The organism is Aeromonas sp. S13(2024) (genome assembly GCF_041402405.1).
Taxonomy (GTDB): Bacteria; Pseudomonadota; Gammaproteobacteria; order Enterobacterales; family Aeromonadaceae; genus Aeromonas; species Aeromonas veronii.
The window spans coordinates 74,264-91,511 of record NZ_JBGLRA010000014.1 but is presented as its reverse complement, the minus strand read 5'-3'; the positions used below and the strand labels follow the sequence as shown (position 1 = coordinate 91,511).

The 17,248-nt window shown below is 59.0% G+C and carries 16 protein-coding genes; 8 read left to right on the top strand and 8 right to left on the bottom strand.

All coding sequences use genetic code 11. The annotated features are described in order from the left end of the window. A partial coding sequence (locus ACB042_RS16950; RefSeq protein WP_371178777.1) for a hypothetical protein occupies positions 1-200 on the top strand: 200 nt, incomplete at its 5' end. 222 nt (positions 201-422) lie between these two features. Here ACB042_RS16950 and ACB042_RS16945 read toward each other — a convergent pair. Both ACB042_RS16945 and ACB042_RS16940 read right to left on the bottom strand, forming a co-directional pair. Further along, the gene (locus tag ACB042_RS16945) at positions 423-1,469 is read right to left on the bottom strand and encodes an NAD(P)H-dependent flavin oxidoreductase (RefSeq protein WP_371178776.1); all 1,047 of its coding nucleotides are present in this window, start codon (positions 1,467-1,469) and stop codon (positions 423-425) included. Positions 1,470-1,600: 131 nt separating this feature from the next. Next, positions 1,601-2,242, bottom strand: a complete 642-nt coding sequence (locus tag ACB042_RS16940; RefSeq protein ID WP_101529592.1) for a ribonuclease — start codon at positions 2,240-2,242, stop codon at positions 1,601-1,603. A 203-nt stretch (positions 2,243-2,445) separates the two neighbouring features. On the opposite strand from ACB042_RS16940, the gene ACB042_RS16935 reads away from it, so the two are divergent. Then, on the top strand, positions 2,446-3,006 hold the full coding sequence (locus ACB042_RS16935; protein ID WP_005343397.1) for a carbonate dehydratase: 561 nt from the start codon (positions 2,446-2,448) through the stop codon (positions 3,004-3,006). 80 nt (positions 3,007-3,086) lie between these two features. On the opposite strand, the gene ACB042_RS16930 is transcribed toward ACB042_RS16935, so the two are convergent. Beyond that, positions 3,087-3,995 (bottom strand): S-adenosyl-l-methionine hydroxide adenosyltransferase family protein, encoded by a 909-nt coding sequence (locus ACB042_RS16930; RefSeq protein WP_371178775.1) that lies wholly within the window; start codon positions 3,993-3,995, stop codon positions 3,087-3,089. A gap of 198 nt (positions 3,996-4,193) precedes the next feature. On the opposite strand from ACB042_RS16930, the gene ACB042_RS16925 reads away from it, so the two are divergent. The 3 genes from ACB042_RS16925 to ACB042_RS16915 all read left to right on the top strand — a co-directional run bounded on the left by ACB042_RS16925 (position 4,194) and on the right by ACB042_RS16915 (position 7,629). After that, complete coding sequence (locus ACB042_RS16925) at positions 4,194-4,658, top strand: hypothetical protein (protein ID WP_371178774.1); 465 nt, start codon at positions 4,194-4,196, stop codon at positions 4,656-4,658. A 126-nt stretch (positions 4,659-4,784) separates the two neighbouring features. Then, a complete protein-coding gene (locus tag ACB042_RS16920; protein WP_236358796.1) occupies positions 4,785-6,284 on the top strand; it encodes a GGDEF domain-containing protein in 1,500 nt (499 codons plus the stop codon). 97 nt (positions 6,285-6,381) lie between these two features. Beyond that, positions 6,382-7,629, top strand: a complete 1,248-nt coding sequence (locus tag ACB042_RS16915) for a DEAD/DEAH box helicase (protein ID WP_371178773.1) — start codon at positions 6,382-6,384, stop codon at positions 7,627-7,629. Between the two features lie 82 nt (positions 7,630-7,711). On the opposite strand, the gene ACB042_RS16910 is transcribed toward ACB042_RS16915, so the two are convergent. Together ACB042_RS16910 and ACB042_RS16905 are read right to left on the bottom strand one after the other, a co-directional pair. Further along, positions 7,712-8,983: a hypothetical protein gene (locus tag ACB042_RS16910; RefSeq protein ID WP_224969507.1), complete on the bottom strand. Its 1,272-nt coding sequence runs from the start codon at positions 8,981-8,983 to the stop codon at positions 7,712-7,714. A 228-nt stretch (positions 8,984-9,211) separates the two neighbouring features. Next, on the bottom strand, positions 9,212-9,976 hold the full coding sequence (locus tag ACB042_RS16905; RefSeq protein WP_371178772.1) for a CphA family subclass B2 metallo-beta-lactamase: 765 nt from the start codon (positions 9,974-9,976) through the stop codon (positions 9,212-9,214). A gap of 629 nt (positions 9,977-10,605) precedes the next feature. On the opposite strand from ACB042_RS16905, the gene ACB042_RS16900 reads away from it, so the two are divergent. Then, complete coding sequence (locus tag ACB042_RS16900) at positions 10,606-11,436, top strand: hypothetical protein (RefSeq protein WP_076577598.1); 831 nt, start codon at positions 10,606-10,608, stop codon at positions 11,434-11,436. Between the two features lie 155 nt (positions 11,437-11,591). Here the strand turns inward: ACB042_RS16900 and ACB042_RS16895 are convergent, their stop codons facing one another. Further along, a complete protein-coding gene (locus ACB042_RS16895; RefSeq protein ID WP_371178771.1) occupies positions 11,592-13,295 on the bottom strand; it encodes an amidase in 1,704 nt (567 codons plus the stop codon). Between the two features lie 137 nt (positions 13,296-13,432). Continuing rightward, on the bottom strand, positions 13,433-14,530 hold the full coding sequence (gene aguA / locus ACB042_RS16890) for an agmatine deiminase (RefSeq protein WP_371178770.1): 1,098 nt from the start codon (positions 14,528-14,530) through the stop codon (positions 13,433-13,435). Positions 14,531-14,686: 156 nt separating this feature from the next. On the opposite strand from aguA, the gene ACB042_RS16885 reads away from it, so the two are divergent. Together ACB042_RS16885 and ACB042_RS16880 are read left to right on the top strand one after the other, a co-directional pair. Continuing rightward, a complete protein-coding gene (locus tag ACB042_RS16885; protein WP_033115874.1) occupies positions 14,687-15,640 on the top strand; it encodes a LysR family transcriptional regulator in 954 nt (317 codons plus the stop codon). A 494-nt stretch (positions 15,641-16,134) separates the two neighbouring features. Further along, positions 16,135-16,470: an endonuclease domain-containing protein gene (locus ACB042_RS16880; protein WP_139430488.1), complete on the top strand. Its 336-nt coding sequence runs from the start codon at positions 16,135-16,137 to the stop codon at positions 16,468-16,470. Between the two features lie 129 nt (positions 16,471-16,599). Here ACB042_RS16880 and ACB042_RS16875 read toward each other — a convergent pair whose 3' ends face one another. Next, the gene (locus ACB042_RS16875; RefSeq protein ID WP_005335495.1) at positions 16,600-17,166 is read right to left on the bottom strand and encodes a TetR/AcrR family transcriptional regulator; all 567 of its coding nucleotides are present in this window, start codon (positions 17,164-17,166) and stop codon (positions 16,600-16,602) included. Positions 17,167-17,248 lie beyond the last annotated feature (82 nt).

The following is a 17,248-nucleotide window of genomic DNA, read 5'->3' as shown; positions in this document are numbered from 1 at the left end:
GCTTGATTCAAATTGTTAAAGAGCGACGCAACAGTGTGTTGCTGCGGGAGTGGAATTCTACTCAACCGCCTTCTCGAGTCAAGCCTTATTTTCAAAGGCTTTTCGAGGTTATCGACGAGGTTGTTTGCGTTGCCGCTTGCCCTGTCGATGTGGCGCATTATAGAGATCCAGCTCACATTGGCAAGGCTTTACCGCAATAAAATTGCAAAAAAGTGCAATTTCTTGGTTATTCATATCAACACACAGCATTTATACAGACTTATCCACAACCAAGGGTGAAGTGAGGACGTTTTACACCGGATAAATGCCTTACAAGGGTACTGGCCTGGCACTCATCCACCATTGCCGCACTGTCGCGTCTAACGCGCAGCGCCCTCGACATCTGCTATATAAGAAGGCGTATGAGGCATATATAGAAGCACTTATCCCAATCCAGCCTCTTTGACCCAGCACGCCATCAGCTCGCCAGCGGGAAGATCCCGGCAGCCCGATACATCCTGCCCAGCCCAGAGCGGAGAGAAGCCACAGTCCCCCGCCTTCTCGGCGGCAACGCGCAGCGGTGCCAGTGCGCCACTGGCATAGGGGAAGTGAGGGGCAAGATCCGAGAGCGGGCCCAGCTCTTTCATAAGACGGTTGACGATCCCCCGCGCCGGACGGCCACTGAACAGATTGGTCAGTGCCGTCTGCTGGCCCTCTGGTGAATGGATGGCGGCGCGATGCAGCGCCGAGGTGGTCGCTTCATGGCAGCAGAGAAAGGCGGTGCCCACCTGCACGGCGCTCGCCCCCATTGCCAACGCGTTGGCGATCCCCTTGCCATCGACGATACCGCCAGCGGCAATCACCGGCAGATCGGTCACCGCGAGGATCTGCGCCAGCAGGGTCAAGGTGCTCTGCTGCAAGGCGAGATCATCGGAGAGGAAATGACCGCGATGACCGCCCGCCTCCAATCCCTGAGCGATGATGGCATCGGCACCGTGTTGAGCGAGCCATACGGCCTCCACCACCGTGGTGGCACTGGCAAATACCTTGGCCCCCGCAGCCTTCACCCGGGCAAGCAGCTCGGGGGCGGGCAAGCCGAAGTGAAAGCTGACCACCGCCGGTCTGAACTCAGCCACCATGGCGGCATGATCCTCATTGAAAGGTGCACGGCTTGGCGCCGTCGTGACAGCTGGGGGAAGTATGCCGAACTCGGCATAGTAGGGAGCAAGGCGCTGCTGCCAGCTGGCCAGAGCAACGGGATCCGGTTCCCGTTGCCGATGGCAGAAGAAGTTGATGTTAAATGGCCCAAGGCCGCTTTGGGCAAGTCGCTCCAGCTCGCCGCGCAGCTCCGCTGATGTGAGCATGGCGGCAGGCAAGGAGCCCAAGCCGCCCGCACGGGTCACGGCCAGCGCCAGCTCGCTGCCCTGCACACCGGCCATCGGTGCCTGAATAATGGGATAACACATCCCCAGCTCGGCAAACAGGCTCATCCGTTCACCCCGAGCAGCATTGCCCGCTCTTGCGGGCCAAACCGGTTGTTGCCATCCATCTGTCAGACTCCTTTCCGATAGCTGTGGTTAAATATCAGGCCCGCAAGGGGCCTGATGAAGAGAGTGAAGGCTTAACGCACGCTGCGCAGCAGGAAGTCCGGCTGACCACAGGAGCGGCGCTCGCGCTTTTGCATCTCGGCGGAGCAGGTGACCGCATCCGTCCCCTCTTTATTGACGCAGATGTAGATCTCCCGCAGGAAGCGGCCACCATCGGCGCACGCTACCGTGATGTTGTCGGGGGCCAGCCACTCGTTGGCGCTCGCCAAATCGGCCTTGAGCTGGAAACTGGTTTTGCGCAGCGGCTCTTCCGGGGATTGATAAGCCGCCGGGATCTTCACCTTCTGGCGCAAATCGCTCGCCAGCTGATGAAAGGCCTGCTGGCTCAAGCCGGAGCAGGTGCCGTGCTTCTCCCACTCATGGCGATAGAGAAAGCGGCTGGGGTAAAGGTCGGCAAACTCGCTCTCCATATCGGGATCTAGCCGTTCGCGGGTGCAGTTGCTGGGGTAACCGCGATCGTACTGGGGCCAAAGACCGTGCAGCACAAACCCCAGCTTGCGGGAACACTGGTCCCGATCGGCCGGTTTGACGGCACAATGCTCGGGCGACCAGGAGAGCGCCATGGCGTAATAGTCAAACGCCCCCGCCTCCCCTTTGGCCTGCACGGCCGAAGAGAGCAACAAACCACCCGCCAACAGGGCAATCATCTTCTTCATCTTTATATATCCACCTTACGCGACTCAGGATGACAGCCATGCTCCCATATTCTGGCGGCGGGAAACAGCCATGCCGAGACGCCGCGCGACAAGGGTCAGACCAGTCAGGGGTTTCACCAGAGGGCGAGCAGGGGTAAGCTGACCGACCGGTAGGCTCCTCGTCCACCACCAGATAATCCCTCTTGGCAACCACAGGATGTAACATGATCCGCAAGAATCCCTCCGGCCATCTGCCTGTCATCGACGAATCCGCCTATATCGACAAGACCGCCATCATCTGCGGCAAGGTGATCATCAAAGAGAATGTCTTTGTCGGCCCCTATGCGGTGATCCGCGCCGACGAAGTGGATGCCAACGGCGAGATGGAACCCATCGTCATCGGCGCCAACTCCAATATTCAGGATGGCGTGGTGATCCACTCCAAATCCGGTGCCGCCGTCACCATCGGCGAGTACACCTCCATCGCCCACCGCTCCATCGTCCACGGGCCATGCGAAGTGGGAAACCGGGTCTTTATCGGCTTCAACAGCGTGCTGTTCAACTGCCATATCGGTGACGGTGCCGTGGTGCGTCACAACTCGGTGATCGATGGCTGCGATCTGCCGCCGGAGTTCTACGTCCCCTCCACCACCCGCATCAACCAGCAGAGCGATCTGACCCATATCCCGCGGGTTTCGGTGGATGCCGCCGAGTTCTCCGAAGACGTGGCCCATACCAATATCGATCTGGTCAAAGGGTACAAGGCGCTCTCCAACGAGTTCTGATCCCTTTCTTTATTACCAGAGAACAAAACGGGCGCCGAGGCGCCCGTTGCTGTTTCTATCTCTACTTATATATGTGCGGGTCAGGAGCACTTCTTCAGGCTGATATGCCAGTTGGCGCCGGATTGCACCTGATGTTTGGCGGCAAAGCTGTCCATGTTCAGCGCCACCGACACCTGCAGCAGGCTGTTGAGGTAGACCAGCGGCTGACCTTCAGGCACATCGCCGAAGCTGCTGACGTACGGCGCCTTGCCGTCATATTTGACCACATCCCCTTCGCGGATCTTGATGCAGGCTGTATCCCCTTTGTTGATCCCCGCCTTGGTCAGCAAGGCATCGTCGATATTGGTCCAGACGTTGCCGTACTGCACATCGAGGATCGGGATGGTGCCCTTGAGGGTGCCATCCTTCTCGGCGACCGCAGGCTGATAGGGGATCTTCACCACTTCGGCGGGCAGCAGCGGGCCGACCTGCTCATAGCTGATAGCGCCGGAGGCGAGCCGTGCGCCGGTATAGGCGTACACATCGCGGCCATGGAAGGTGTAGGACTTCTCGGAGCCCTTGAGGCGGTTGAGCTTCTCGTCAATCTGGCGCACCGCCTCGATACCGAAGTGCTCGGCCACCAGAGTCAGGGTGCCGTTGTCCGGAGTCACGATGTAGTGGCCGCTCCTGGTCTTGAGGACTACTGACTTGCGCTCGGTGCCGACACCGGGATCAACCACGCTGACAAACACTGTGCCCTTGGGCCAATACTGCAGGGTCTGGTAGAGGCGGTAGGAGGCTTCCCAGATGTTGTAAGCCGGGATCTCGTGGGTCAGGTCATAGAGCGGCAGGGTGCGATCCACCCCGAAGGCGACCCCCTTCATGGCCGAGACGGCGCCATCTTTAAGGCCAAAGTCGGTCTGGATCACCAGCGCCTCGTTGGCGGTGGCAACACTACTGGCCAGCAGCAGGGCAAGCGCAATGGCGCGGGGAGCGGTGCGAATATCCATATCTGAACTCCTGAATCATCTGAGGATAACGAAACGGCGAAAGCCATTTAGACATCCAGACTGCCACCAATGAATTTTTTTGCAAGGGGTTTGCAACAAAGTGAGGGACGACTCGCAGAAATTGTGCTCGCCAAACGGCGACAGCGGGGGTATCAAAGGCAGAATGGGAAAACGTTTACAATACAGGAGCTCAGCACCATGACACAACCCGTACCGGAGATGATGACCCTGCTGCTGGAGATTGGTGAACAGAGCAGTCAGCTCTGGCTGAGCCAGCCAGATGCGGCCCCGTCACACTACCCGCTGGCCTTTGGCACCCACGCCATCCAGCCAGGACCGTTTCGCCACGCGCCGCCCACCCCGCTCGAACTGGAGCAGGCCATCATGGTGGTGGAAGATGAGCTGATGCGCATCGCCCCGCAGATCCCGCCCGGCTTGCAGCTGACCCTGCGCAGTCAACCATCACTGGCCGAAGCGCTGGGGGACAACCAGCTCGATCGGGATCTGGTGGAGCAAGCCTTTGGCCAGCTGGCCGCGATGGCGGAAGGGGATCCCCTCGCCGCCAACCAGCTACCCCGTGACGAGCACTTTGCCGCCGTGCTGCTGATCGTCAGGGAGTGGCTGCACCATCTGGCCAGCGAGAGCGTGCTGATCGTGGAGTAGGGATAAATAAGTGGTAAGGGCTTCAGCTTCTGGCAAGGTTTGTCGGTGGATCCTGTCGGGATTTCCTTCGCGTATACTTTGCCCGTATGGCGCCCGCGCCCCTATCGGTACTCTAACCAGACACCTATGACCTTATTTTCAGGTAACCTCCCAGCCTTGCGCTGGCCATCGGCGTGTGCTCGCCAGTTCATCGTCAAAGTGGCCGGATTAGCCCTGCTCGCTCTGACCGGGCTGGGCATTGTCTTCTACTACACCTATCTCACTATCCAGCACGACATGGATCTCATCACCGCCAGACAGAAGAACGTGTTCGAGGTCTTCTACCAGCGAGCCAAGATCCTCAAGGTGGAGAACATCACCAGCTATCTGGCACAACACCATCTGCTCGATCAGCCACCGCCCCCGAATAGCATCGGCAGCGACTATCTCTACGGGTATGACCTCAAAAGCAAATACCGCTTTGCCGATATTCCGCTGCAATACCCGGCAGCCAATATCCTCAACACCTTCCGCTATGCCCTCTCCTATCCGGAGGTGATCAATATCTACACCATCTGGAATGACTACCGGCTGATCGGCATGGTGGCCGACAACAATGTGCTGCCCACCAGACTGGCGCCGATCAAGGTGGATCTGATGACACTGCCCGCCTGGTATCACTACTTCGGTTGCGCCAGCTTTGCACCCGGCCGCCCTTTGTGCAGCGCCGATGAGGCCTTTGTCTCCGATATCGAGATCGACAGCTTCAGCATGCGCAACACCATAGTGATGTACTTCCCCTTCATTCATCAGTCAGGGCGCGGCGGTTACAAATACGGACTGCTCGGTATCGATATCGCCGTCGATGAAGCATTTAACGATGTGCTGCACCCCTTCGACACCATCAACCCGACCCGCACCAACATATCGTTTGAAGCCGCCGAGCCCTGCCGCCCGAGGCATCTCTGCCTGAGCAAACCCTTTATGCGCACCAAGGCGGGGGATGATCTCTATCTGAAGTGGTCCTACAGCTGGTTCGATTTCGTCAAGCTGGCCCTGCAAAGTGCGGCCTTCAAGGTCTATCTCATCGTGCTGTTGCTGGGCATGGTGGCCTGGAAGCAGATCTACCTGCGGCTGCGCACCCTGGCGCACACCGACCACCTGACCCGGCTGCCACGCAGAGATGTGCTCTGCCAGAGTCTGCTCCATGAGCACGACTACCTGATGATCCTCGATATCGACAACTTCAAGTCGATCAACGACACCTATGGCCATAGCGTCGGGGATCTGGCCCTGGTCGCCTTTGCCCGCCATCTCAGAAGCAATATCCGCAAGGTGGACAGCGCCATCCGTTGGGGCGGCGAGGAGTTTATCGTGCTGTTCAAGGGGATGGAGGATGACGAGATGATGATCCACTCCGCTGGTCGCCTGCTGGATCGGCCATTGGGGATCCCCGAGCTGCCCACCCCCATCACCTTCTCCGCCGGGGTGATCCGCATTCGCGACTACCTCACCGTCACCGAGGCGGTGCATCTGGCCGACGAGCTGCTCTACCACGTCAAACAGCACGGCAAACACAACATCGCCTGCTACGAGGGCAAAAAGATCCGGCTGATCCGCCCGTTGCCGGACGACGCAGAGGCATAGCCGCCTTCTGCCGCTCCCCCAGCTTCTGTTACCATCGCGGCCACGATCACTCATTGCATCGTGGCCGCAGGCCGCGATAACCCCGACTGGTGCCCCTATGTCCACAGCCTCCTTTGCCGAACTGGCCCTCTCCTCCCGCTTGCAGCAGACCCTGACCGAACTGGGCTATGCCGCACCGACCCCCATTCAGGCTCGCGCCATCCCGGTCATTCTGGCAGGGCGGGATCTGATGGCGGGGGCCCAGACCGGCACCGGCAAGACCGCAGCCTTTGTGCTGCCGCTGCTGGAACAACTGCAACAACAGCCACAAGCAGAGCCCCGCCCGCTCCGCGCGCTGGTGCTGGTGCCGACCCGCGAGCTGGCGGTGCAGGTTGCCGAGAGTGTCGCGCGCTACGGCCAGGGGACAGGTCTCACCAGCACACAAGTCTACGGCGGGGTGAGTATCGCGGCTCAGGTCGAGGCGCTTCAAGCCGGGGTGGATATCCTGATCGCCACCCCGGGCCGCCTGCTCGACCATCTGCGTCAGGGGGCATTGAGCCTTGATAGCCTCCGCCATCTGGTGTTTGACGAGGCGGATCGCATGCTCGACATGGGCTTTATGGACGAGATCAAGGCGCTGCTCAAACAGATCCCGGTGGATCGCCAGACCCTGCTCTTCTCCGCCACCTGCGACGACAACCTGTTTGCCTTGAGCAAGGTGCTGCTGCGCGACCCCGAACTGATTGAAGTGGCACCGCGCAACACCACGGCGGCCGAGGTGGAGCAGCGGGTCTACACGGTGGACAGTGATCGCAAGCTGGCGCTGGTCGAACATATGCTCAAAGTGAAAGGTTGGGCACCGGCGCTGATCTTCAGCCGCACCCGCCAAGGGGCTGACAAACTGGCCCAGCAGCTTGGCAAGGCGGGCATCAATGCGCTCGCCTTCCACGGCGATCTGTCGCAAAGCGCACGTGAAAAAGTGCTGCTGGAGTTTCGCGCCGACACCCTGCAGGCGCTGGTCGCCACCGACGTGGCGGCTCGCGGCCTCGACATCACGGATCTCAACTACGTGATTAACCTCGAATTCCCGTTTGTGGCCGAGGATTACGTCCACCGTATCGGTCGCACAGGCCGTGCCGGCAACAAGGGGCTCGCCATCACCCTGTTCAGCCCGGAAGATGCCCCCCTGTTGGAGAAGGTGGAAGCTGTGCTCGACACCCGTTTGCCCCAGCAGTGGTTTCCGGGCTTTGAGCCAGATCTCACCCGCTTCGAGCCCGAGCCGCGCCGCAACAGCAAGGCGGCCCAGAAGCAGCGCGCCAGAAAGCAGGCGCTCGCTGGCAACAAGGGTGGCAAGGGCAAGCGTTAAGCCGCCCTGCGCGCCAATAAAAAAACGCCCGCACGGGCGTTTTTTGTTATCTGACAGGGGCCAGCTCTTGACGAGTAGCACCCTAGCGGGTCGCCAGCACCAGTGGCAGGGATCGCAAAATTTGCCGCTCCGCCAGGGTCGAGAGGATAAACATCACCATATAACCGAGCCCCAGCGCCACGATAATCGCCACCACGTTGGCGGTGAACTCGGCCACCAGATAGTAGGCGGCGACCAGCGCCACTATGCCCGCCAGCCGGATCAGCAAACTCTGGGTAAAGTGACCGTGAGCCTTGATATAGGCGAGCTGATAGCCGTTGAGCATCATAAAGATAAAGAAGATGGAGAAGTGGAACAGCACCGGCACAGCCCCCACGTAGTCGGCAGGGAAGAACAACAGCACCAGCGGCTTGCCCGCCAGCAGCATCAAGCCAAAGAAGGCCAGACTGACGATGGCGGAGAGACGGAAGATCCAGCGACGAATAAGCCTTATCTGGCGGTGATCGCCGTTGCGCAGATTGACCGCCAGCTCAGGCAGCACAAAGCGGTAGATGGGGAAGACAAACAGGGTGGTCATATAGGTGAAGATGGGGCGCACCACCACCTGAAAATCCCCCAGCTCGTCGATGCTGAAGTGGCGGATGGTGAGCAACACAGTGATGTAGATCATCAGGATACTGGCCCCCGCCTCCAGCGAGGCGGTAAAGCTCTTCTTCACATAGCTCACCATCTCGGGGCCGAGCGCCACCTTGGCCAGCGGCTTGGTGGCGATGGCCCGACGACGCGAAACATACATATAACCGGCGATGGCGAGTGACGAGAAGGTCAGCCCGTAGAAGAGCGAAGGGAGCGCATCCATCCCGAGTCCAAAGTAGCAGGCCATAAACAGCAGACCGTTGGCCAGCGGCTCCAGCCAGGTGACCCGGTTGGAGAGCTGATACATCCGGTACATGGCCACTAGATTGGTAAAGTAGACCTTGAGCCCCAGCCCGAAGATAACCCCCACCAGTTGCAGATACTCCACCCGGATATGGAGCCCGTGCTTGATATAGGGGATCACCGCCCCCCAGGTGAGCAGCACGATGCCGATGAGGAAGTAGCGGAAGATATTGATGATGTCCCGATCGTTTTTGGTCTGGGAGTAGCTCACCACCATGGATGAGCGAAAACCTGTCATCAGGATAAAGGAGAGGGAGATCAAATCCACCACACTGTTGAACAGCGCCAGCTCCCCCTTGGCGACCCACTGCGCCAGCCACACCTTGAAGGCGAAGCCGATAACGATGCTGACCAGCGAGGCCCACATCCCGGTGATAAAGGCCTGTTTGAGGCGGGCGAGAGAGGCGTATTGCATAACGAAAATGGATAACTTTCAGGGAAAAGAGAGAGGGCCATCTTATGAAAGCCCACACGCCTTGAACAGCCTTAATCTCGCCGTGCCAACGCCCGCAATAAGTGGCCGCAGAAAAGCCGCAACAGCAAAACCCCCGCTTATTTCCTGAAAGCGGGCGTTTTGTGGTGTGCCGTTATGGCTGCTGATTGCAGCGATGGCACGGCTTGCTGCCAGTCTGTCGCGCAGCCGTTATGACTGCGGCACCGCCTTGATCAACTCTTCATAGTGATCAATCAACTCGGGACCGTGAAGCGGCGAGTCGTGCCCACCTATCACCGTCTTGATTGGCAGCTTCATCGCTTTCAGCCGCTCGATTGTCTGCGGATAGGCCTTCACATTGGCAAAGCTCAGGTTGCCCAGCTTCTCCTTGAGGATACAGTTGCCATAGAGCACCTGCTCATCGGGGAAGTAGACAAAGATGCCGTCCGGCGTATGGGCCGGGCCCGCATAGAAGGCGCGCACCTTGCCCTCTTGCAGGATGAAGTCGCCATCGTGCACCACGTTGGGCAGCACCAGCGGCAGATCCGGATACTCCGGCAGCCCCTTGCGGGTAAAGGCGACAATCTCGGCCCAGTCGCTCTTCATCAGATCCCGGGTCTGGCGCGTCGCCACCACCTTGGCCCCGATGGACTTCCAGTAGGCATTACCGCCCGCCCGGTCGGTGTGGTAGTTGGTGTTGATCACCTCCAGCACCGGCTTGCTGCTGACCCGTTTGATCAGCTTGTGCAGCTCGCGAGCGGTATCCGGCGTCCAGGTTGCTCCCACCACCGTCACCCCCTTGGCCCCGAAATAGACCATGGAGTTCTCTTTGACGTAGTAGTTGTCCTCCACCACATAGACAGGGCCGCTCACCTGTTTGAGTTCGATCCCCGCCGCCCGCACGCTGCCCCCCCAGAAACTTGCCATCAGCACCACGGCCCCGACCAATCCACACTTCATCCAACTTTTCATCATCTTGCTCCCTCGAACCAACTGCCCCCTCGCCACCCCTGTGGCAAGCCGGGCCTTTTAAGCAGTGGGCAGAAGATACGGGGGATTTGTGAGGGGAAAATGAGGCTGTGTGAAGTCTGGGTGAAGTCAGGGGGAATGCAGAAAAATCAGGGGAAATCGGCGGCGATCCACGACCAATATGGCGATTGACGGTGCGGGAAGTGGAGAGAGGTAAAGGCTCAAAACGAAACGACAACACAGATAGCAGCCCCTCACCCTAGCCCTCTCCCGAGGGAGAGGGGATGGCCTGTGCCATTCCCCCCCATACCCACCCGTACCTCGTACGTAAAGCACAGTCAGCTGAACCGTTTTTCTCCCTTCTCCCCTTGCGGGAGAAGAGCTGGGGATGAGGGGGAGGTAACAATATGCCACATCATGTAGGGTCGATTAGCGCAGCGTAATCGTCCGTTTACCGCCGTACACCACGTTATGGCAAGACCGCAGGAAACTCTGGAATCAGCGGCCCCTCAGCCACTACCTATTCGCGATCGTCCGAATACGCTTCGCTATTCGAACCTACGGCCCTAATGAGCTTCAGATAAATCATGACAAGCTTTATAATGACTCAAATATTAATTATCTAGGTGCGTGATATGTCTCATGTGTTCTACTCTCAAAGAATTGGAGTCAATCCAAATCTCAATGGTCTTGAACTACAGGATGTCGTTGAGCTATTTGTTAGAGTTTTCAATCAATTTATGTCGGAAGGTTACTTCGATGAGGCCTTTGGGTTTAACTGTGTCGATGCTGGCCCGATAACAGGGAATATAAAGGATGTCGAACTAGACATTCTATTGTCAGTCAGAAAAAAGTATTTATGGCCAATTGAGTTATATTGCAAATCATATAGTGAGGACGATCTTCTAGATATCATAGAATACCTCTACCAAAAGGTTTCAAAACCAATTGATGGAGTAATGCATTCATGGGGTGAATGTGGGATGCATTGGGAAAAATTTAGTAAAGAAGATGGTCAGATTGAATTTAAAGAAAAAATAAATACTGTGCTTGGCCACTATAGAGTGAAGTTTGAACTAACAGATAGCGGAGAGGTGCTTCATATACCTGAGAAGGGCTTCGAGGCGATATTTTCTGCAGAAATCCCATCCCAGGACAAAAACATAATAAATAGAATAAATGCGGCTACAACTAGTTTTCGTAGACATGGTGCAAGCATTGATAACAGACGTCAGGCAGTACGAGACCTAGCCGATGTTTTGGAGTATTTAAGACCTCAGTTACAAGAGCATCTTACAACGAAAGATGAAAAAGACATATTTAATATAGCCAACAACTTTGGAATAAGGCATCATAATGACAGACAAAAGACAGATTACGATGCTGCAATATGGTTAAGCTGGATGTTTTACTTTTATCTATCAACCATCCACATGGTCTTAAGGAAAAAATCCCATACCGATTAAAATGTTAGCTGTGAGATTGGGGCTCATTATCTCTGATTCTTTAATATTTCAGCGAAATCTTTTACAAAGAAACAATAAGTCCTCTACTAAAATATAAACCGCCCATGTTACATGAGCGGTTTTGTTTTATTTATCACCGAACCAATCCGGAATATTCACCCCAACGGCGGCGTGCGCGGCGGCACCACACGCTTGCTGCCGGTGGACTCGAAGGCCGAGGCAAAGCGCAGCAGGTTGTTGTCGTCATAGGCGCGACCGGCGAAGGTCAGCCCCACCGGCATACCGATATCGGCCATCACCCCCATGGGGACGGTGACGGTCGGCACGCCGAGGTGGCGAATGGCGAGGTTGCCGTTGGCAACCCAGATGCCGTTGCTCCAGGCGATATCGGCAGAGGCCGGATTCACGTCCGCGTCGGCCGGGGCGACGTCGGCGACGGTGGGGAACAGCACGGCGTCGAGCTTGAGCCCGTCCATCCAGTCTTCCAGATCCAGCTTGCGGGTCTTCTCCAGGCCGCGCAGGCCGTCCGGCACTGTGGGGATCTCGTCAAAGCGCTTGATGCCGCGCTTGGCCATATTGACGTACTCGTCCATGCCCGCCGCCAGATCGCCCTCGCGGTTCGGCAATGTGCCCGGATCGTGAGGGAAGATCTTCGGCCCATCGACATCCTCAAGCTTGTTCAACTTGGGATCGCCGTTGGCGCGCAGGAAGTCGTCGAACGCCCAGCCGGAGAGCTCCCACAGCTCGTCGTTGAGAAACTCCGGGCTCACGATGCCGCGATTGAACACGGTCGGCGCGCCGGGTCGGTCCCCTTCGCAGTTGGAGACCAGCGGGAAGTCCACTTCGATGACTTCCGCGCCAGCGGCTTCCAGCGCCTTGCGCGCTTCTTCCCACAGGGCAATCACGGAGTCGCGGGTATGGATGCGCTGACCGGTCGGGCCGCCGATACCGGGGTTTTCGCTAGTGCCAGCCAGTTCATCCTTGTTGATAAACATTTGCGGCACGCCGAGGCGCTTACCCTTGAGGGCATCGGCCTTGGCTGCCAGTTCCAGATAGGAAGCCGGACGCACTTCGGAGGCCTTGGGCAGCTTCACCCAGGGCTGCATGCGCCACAGATCGCCACGGGTGTCGGCATCGTCAGCCACCACTACGTCGAGCACTTCCAGCAGATCATTCATGGTGCGGGCATAGGGCACCACCACATCCATGGTCGGAGTCAGCGGCCAGTTGCCACGCACCGAGATGACGCCACGGGACGGGGTGTAGGCACACAGGCCGTTGTTGGAGGCAGGGCCACGGCCGCTCGACCAGGTCTCTTCCGCCAGACCGAAGGCGGAGAAGCTGGCGGCGGTGGCGGTACCGGCCCCGTTGGAGGAGCCGGAAGCAAACGGCGCGGTCAGGTAGTCGGCGTTGTAGGGGCTCTCGGCACGGCCATAGACGCCGCGCTGCATACCGCCATTGGCCATCGGCGGCATATTGGTTTTGCCAAGGCAGATGGCACCGGCGGCGCGCAGCCGCTCAACGGTAAAGGCATCGCGCTGGGCCACCAGATCCTTGAAGGCCGGGCTGCCGGAGGCAGCGGTCAGCCCCTTGACCAGATAGCTGTCTTTGGCGGTGTAGGGGATGCCGTCGAGCGGCCCCAGGGTTTCACCACGAGCGCGGCGGGCATCGGAAGCCTCGGCTTCTTTCAGCGCATCGGGATTGGCGACCACCACGGCATTGAGTTTGGTGGCAGTCTCGGGGCCATTGTAGGCCTCGATACGGGCCAGATAGGCCTTGACCAGTTCGACCGCAGTAGTGCGGCCTGATTCGAGCGCGGCACGCAGCTCGGCAATGGAAACCTCGGTCACTTCGATCATTTAGGATCTCCTGTAAAAGGGTGACTGTTTGTCATGATGATCGCCGTATCAGCGCCTGCGACCATCACACCATCAAGAGATAAAACCCCACGGCGTGGGGTTTGGAATACCAACCTCAGCTGGCTTGGAACAGGTTCTTACTTGCCAGAAGGAATTTGCTGAGTAATGCAGTGGATATTGCCACCGCCCAGCAGGATCTCGCGAGCCGGTACGCCGATCACTGTGTGCTCCGGGAAGATCTCTTCCAGAATGCGCTGGGCTTCACCATCGGTGGCAGCATCCAGCAGCGGGTAGACGATGCGATCGTTGGTGATCAGGAAGTTCACATAGGAACCGGCCAGACGGCCTTCTGCCTCGCGCGGCACACCGCTGCCGCTCTCGACACCGGCAGACTCCTCTTCAGTGCAGAACAGCGGGCCCGGCTGGGGCAGCTTCCACACTTTCAGCTTGCGACCCTTGGCATCGACCGCCGCTTCCAGCACCTTGAGGGCGGCCACGGAGCGGGCGTACTGGGGATCGTTCTGATCGTCAGTCCAGTGCAGGGCCACTTCACCCGGACGCACGAAGCAGCACATGTTGTCGATGTGGCCGTCGGTTTCGTCCATATAGACGCCTTCGTCCAGCCAGATAAAGCTGGTGACGCCCAGATAATCGCGCAGGTGCGCTTCGATCTGCTCTTTGGTCAGGTGCGGGTTGCGGTTTTCGTTGAGCAGGCACTCGGCGGTGGTCAGGCAGGTGCCTTCGCCATCGACGTGGATGGAGCCCCCTTCCAGAATCAGCGGCGCATCGTAGCGAGCCATGCCGTGCTGGGCCAGCATCTGGGCTGCGACCTCTTCATCCTGATTCCACGGGTAGTAGAGACCGCCCTTGTGACCGCCCCAGGCGTTGAAGCCCCAATCCACCCCACGGCACTCGCCGGCAGCGTTGGTGACGATGGTGGGGCCGGTATCGCGGGCCCAGCAGTCATCGCTGTCCATTTCGACCAGAGTGACGTGGGCGGGCATGATGGCGCGGGCCTGCTCCATAAACTGGGCCGGTACCCCCATAAAGACCGGGGTGGCGCCACCGATGGCATCGGCCACCTTGGCGAAGGTCTCTTGCGCGAAGCGACCGGCTACGCGCCAGTTATCCGGGCGAAACGGCCAGATCATCCAGACGGCCTGCTGGTGCGCCCACTCGGCGGGCATGGTGAAGCCGTCGGCGGCCGGCTTGGAGTTAATGGTCTTGATGCTCATCGCAAGGCTCCTTGCATGGATTGAGGCCCCCGTTTACGTCCGATGCGGCGCGGGAACCCGGAAAAATAACAGTGGGTCGCAGATTAAGACGTTGCGCCCCCATCCATCAAATGAATAGGATGGATTGTCCCATAAACACGGCGAATAATCCCCCCCATGAAACTGCACCAGCTCGACCTCAATCTGCTGCTCGCTTTTGACGCCCTGATGACGCAGGGCAGCGTCACCCGCGCCGCCGAAGCGCTCTTTATCAGCCAGCCCGCCATGAGCCACTCCCTTAACCGGCTGCGCACCTTTCTCGGCGACCCGCTGCTGGTGCGCACCCCGCAGGGGATGCTGCCGACCCCGCGCGCCCAGCGGCTGCATCTCGGGGTGCAGCAGGCGCTGCGGCTGCTGGAGCAGCAGCTCACCGAGGAAGAAGAGTTCGAGCCGAGCCAGTCGAAGCGGCGCTTCGTGCTCTGCACCACAGATTACGTGGAGTGCGTGCTGATCCCGCCGCTTATTCAGCGGCTCAGACGGCTGGCGCCTGGGGTCACCATCGAGATCCGCATCCTGCGCGACACTCTGCCAGAGGCGGAGCTGGCGAGCGGCGAGATCGATCTGGTGCTGGGGTTTGACGAGTACATGCAGGTGCCGGGGTATCTCGGCAAGGAGACCTGGCTCACCGAGCCGCTGGCCGGGCTGGTACGCGCCGATCTGCCGATTGCCAAATCGGCCCCCGCCGGGGCCGAGGATGATCCCTCCCAGTGGCAGGAGCGCATCACCCTGCAGCAGCTTATCGCCATGCCCCATGTGTTCCACTCGCCGCTGGGCACCTCGGAGGCGAGCCTCGACCGCTATCTAAAGAGCCAGGGCTTTAGCCGCACCATCTCGGTCAACAGCCAGAGCTATATGTCCGCCGCCGCCATCGTCAGCCAGAGCGATCACCTCTTGGTGCTGCCCAGCATGGTGGCCGAGCTGCTCGCCACCCACTGGCCGCTGAAAAGCCTGCCGCTGCCCGAAGACGTGCCGGATTATCACCTCAACTGCGTCTGGCACCCTGTTCACGCGCAGCAGCCTGCACTGGTATGGCTGAAAGATTTGATGAAGGAACTGGTGGGGCCGAGGTAAGGCCGCAGCGTCTGGCATACCCCATCGGCGCATACGCAACAACCGGCGCAGGTGTGGCTCAAGGATTTGATGAAGGAGCTTGTTGGCCGACCACGATGCCCGCACAGAACCTCGATCAGTTCCCTCTCCCTTTGGGAGAGGGTTAGGGTGAGGGGGCTTCTTTCCCCTCATCCCCAACCCTTCTCCCGCAAGGGGAGAAGGGAGCAGTTACGTTACCACTTGCAGCATCGCTGACAACCATTCAGCCAGTCTGCCAGCCAGCTAAGCGACTCCCAATACATTCGAAAAGTTATCGCCATCTGCTATCACCCAATCCAGCTTCCCCTGCTCAAATCCGGCAATAAACACAGTGATGATCAGCCCAATCCCGATAGCTCCTCGAGCTGTTCCCTCTCCCTCCGGGAGAGGGATAGGGTGAGGGGACGCAATACCCAACCGGTAAACAGATGGGAAGCTGGCTATATCTATAGGGCGATACGGAGCAGAGACAATTTATGGAGAGTAACCTCTTTGCCAAGCGACTGAGACGGGATGCCACGCTGGCAGAGCAGAAACTGTGGCAACAGCTGCGCAGTCGCCGTCTGGCGGGGCTGAAATTTCGCCGCCAAATGCCCATCGGCCCCTATGTGGTGGATTTCATCTGCCTTGAACAGGGATTGGTCATCGAAGTGGATGGTTCGCAACATGGAACACAAACGAACCAGATGCATGACGAGGCTCGGACAGCCTATCTCAATCAGCAGGGATTTCGGGTGATACGAGTGTGGAATAACGATGTGCTGAGTCGGATGGAGGTCGTACTGGCCCATATTTGGCTCTCATTGCGCTGAGCAGAGCACTCCCCCTCATCCCCAACCCTTCTCCCGCAAGGGGAGAAGGAAGCAAACAACCCGGCGCGTGTGGCATCCCCGGAAACAACCATGGCTCCCGCAGGAGCCATGGTTGTTTCCGGGCGCGCGTTACGCCCGCAGGGCCCGCATCAGCTGGGCGACAACGTCATCCAGCAGGGGGCGATCGGGGCGGCACTGGGCAAAGGTGACCAACCCTTGCAGGTTGATCAGCAGCAGGGCGGTGAGGGTGTGGATATTGCTATCCGGGGCCAGTTCACCCTTGGCCTGCGCCTGCGTCAGCAACTCGGCCAGATCCTGCTCCAGCTCGCCATAGATCCCCTTGACCCGCTGGGTCAGCTCCTCATCCTGCTCGCTCAGCTCCATCATGGTGCGGGTCACCAGACAGGAGCCGCAGAGCGCCTCCCCCACAATCCGGTCGAGATAGGCAGCAAGGCCCGCCAGCGGGCTCGGGTTGTCGAGCAATGAGCGGCGCAGGGTGCGTTTACCCTCGACATAGTGATCCACCGCCGCCAGCAGCAGGCCGCGCTTGTTGCCAAAGGCGCCGTAGATGCTGCCCGGATGGAGGCCGGTGGCGGCCACCAGCTCCTGCATGGTGGTCTTGGCATATCCCTTGGCGCGAAACGCTTCCATGGCATTTCGCAGTACCTCGTCCCGATCAAACTCGGCTATGCGCATGGTTCCTCCCGTGGGAAATGGTTCACCGGCAAGGGGCAACAGGGCCCGCCGATAAAGAGTGGCTGGAAAGGGCGGCAAGTTT

Bases quoted from the DNA above. Each gene is read 5' to 3' on its own strand.
- ACB042_RS16945 (WP_371178776.1), bottom strand. From the start codon at position 1,469: ATGAGCCTGTTTGCCGAGCTGGGGATGTGTTATCCCATTATTCAGGCA.
- ACB042_RS16940 (WP_101529592.1), bottom strand. From the start codon at position 2,242: ATGAAGAAGATGATTGCCCTGTTGGCGGGTGGTTTGTTGCTCTCTTCG.
- ACB042_RS16935 (WP_005343397.1), top strand. From the start codon at position 2,446: ATGATCCGCAAGAATCCCTCCGGCCATCTGCCTGTCATCGACGAATCC.
- ACB042_RS16930 (WP_371178775.1), bottom strand. From the start codon at position 3,995: ATGGATATTCGCACCGCTCCCCGCGCCATTGCGCTTGCCCTGCTGCTG.
- ACB042_RS16925 (WP_371178774.1), top strand. From the start codon at position 4,194: ATGACACAACCCGTACCGGAGATGATGACCCTGCTGCTGGAGATTGGT.
- ACB042_RS16920 (WP_236358796.1), top strand. From the start codon at position 4,785: ATGACCTTATTTTCAGGTAACCTCCCAGCCTTGCGCTGGCCATCGGCG.
- ACB042_RS16915 (WP_371178773.1), top strand. From the start codon at position 6,382: ATGTCCACAGCCTCCTTTGCCGAACTGGCCCTCTCCTCCCGCTTGCAG.
- ACB042_RS16910 (WP_224969507.1), bottom strand. From the start codon at position 8,983: ATGCAATACGCCTCTCTCGCCCGCCTCAAACAGGCCTTTATCACCGGG.
- ACB042_RS16905 (WP_371178772.1), bottom strand. From the start codon at position 9,976: ATGATGAAAAGTTGGATGAAGTGTGGATTGGTCGGGGCCGTGGTGCTG.
- ACB042_RS16900 (WP_076577598.1), top strand. From the start codon at position 10,606: ATGTCTCATGTGTTCTACTCTCAAAGAATTGGAGTCAATCCAAATCTC.
- ACB042_RS16895 (WP_371178771.1), bottom strand. From the start codon at position 13,295: ATGATCGAAGTGACCGAGGTTTCCATTGCCGAGCTGCGTGCCGCGCTC.
- aguA (WP_371178770.1), bottom strand. From the start codon at position 14,530: ATGAGCATCAAGACCATTAACTCCAAGCCGGCCGCCGACGGCTTCACC.
- ACB042_RS16885 (WP_033115874.1), top strand. From the start codon at position 14,687: ATGAAACTGCACCAGCTCGACCTCAATCTGCTGCTCGCTTTTGACGCC.
- ACB042_RS16880 (WP_139430488.1), top strand. From the start codon at position 16,135: ATGGAGAGTAACCTCTTTGCCAAGCGACTGAGACGGGATGCCACGCTG.
- ACB042_RS16875 (WP_005335495.1), bottom strand. From the start codon at position 17,166: ATGCGCATAGCCGAGTTTGATCGGGACGAGGTACTGCGAAATGCCATG.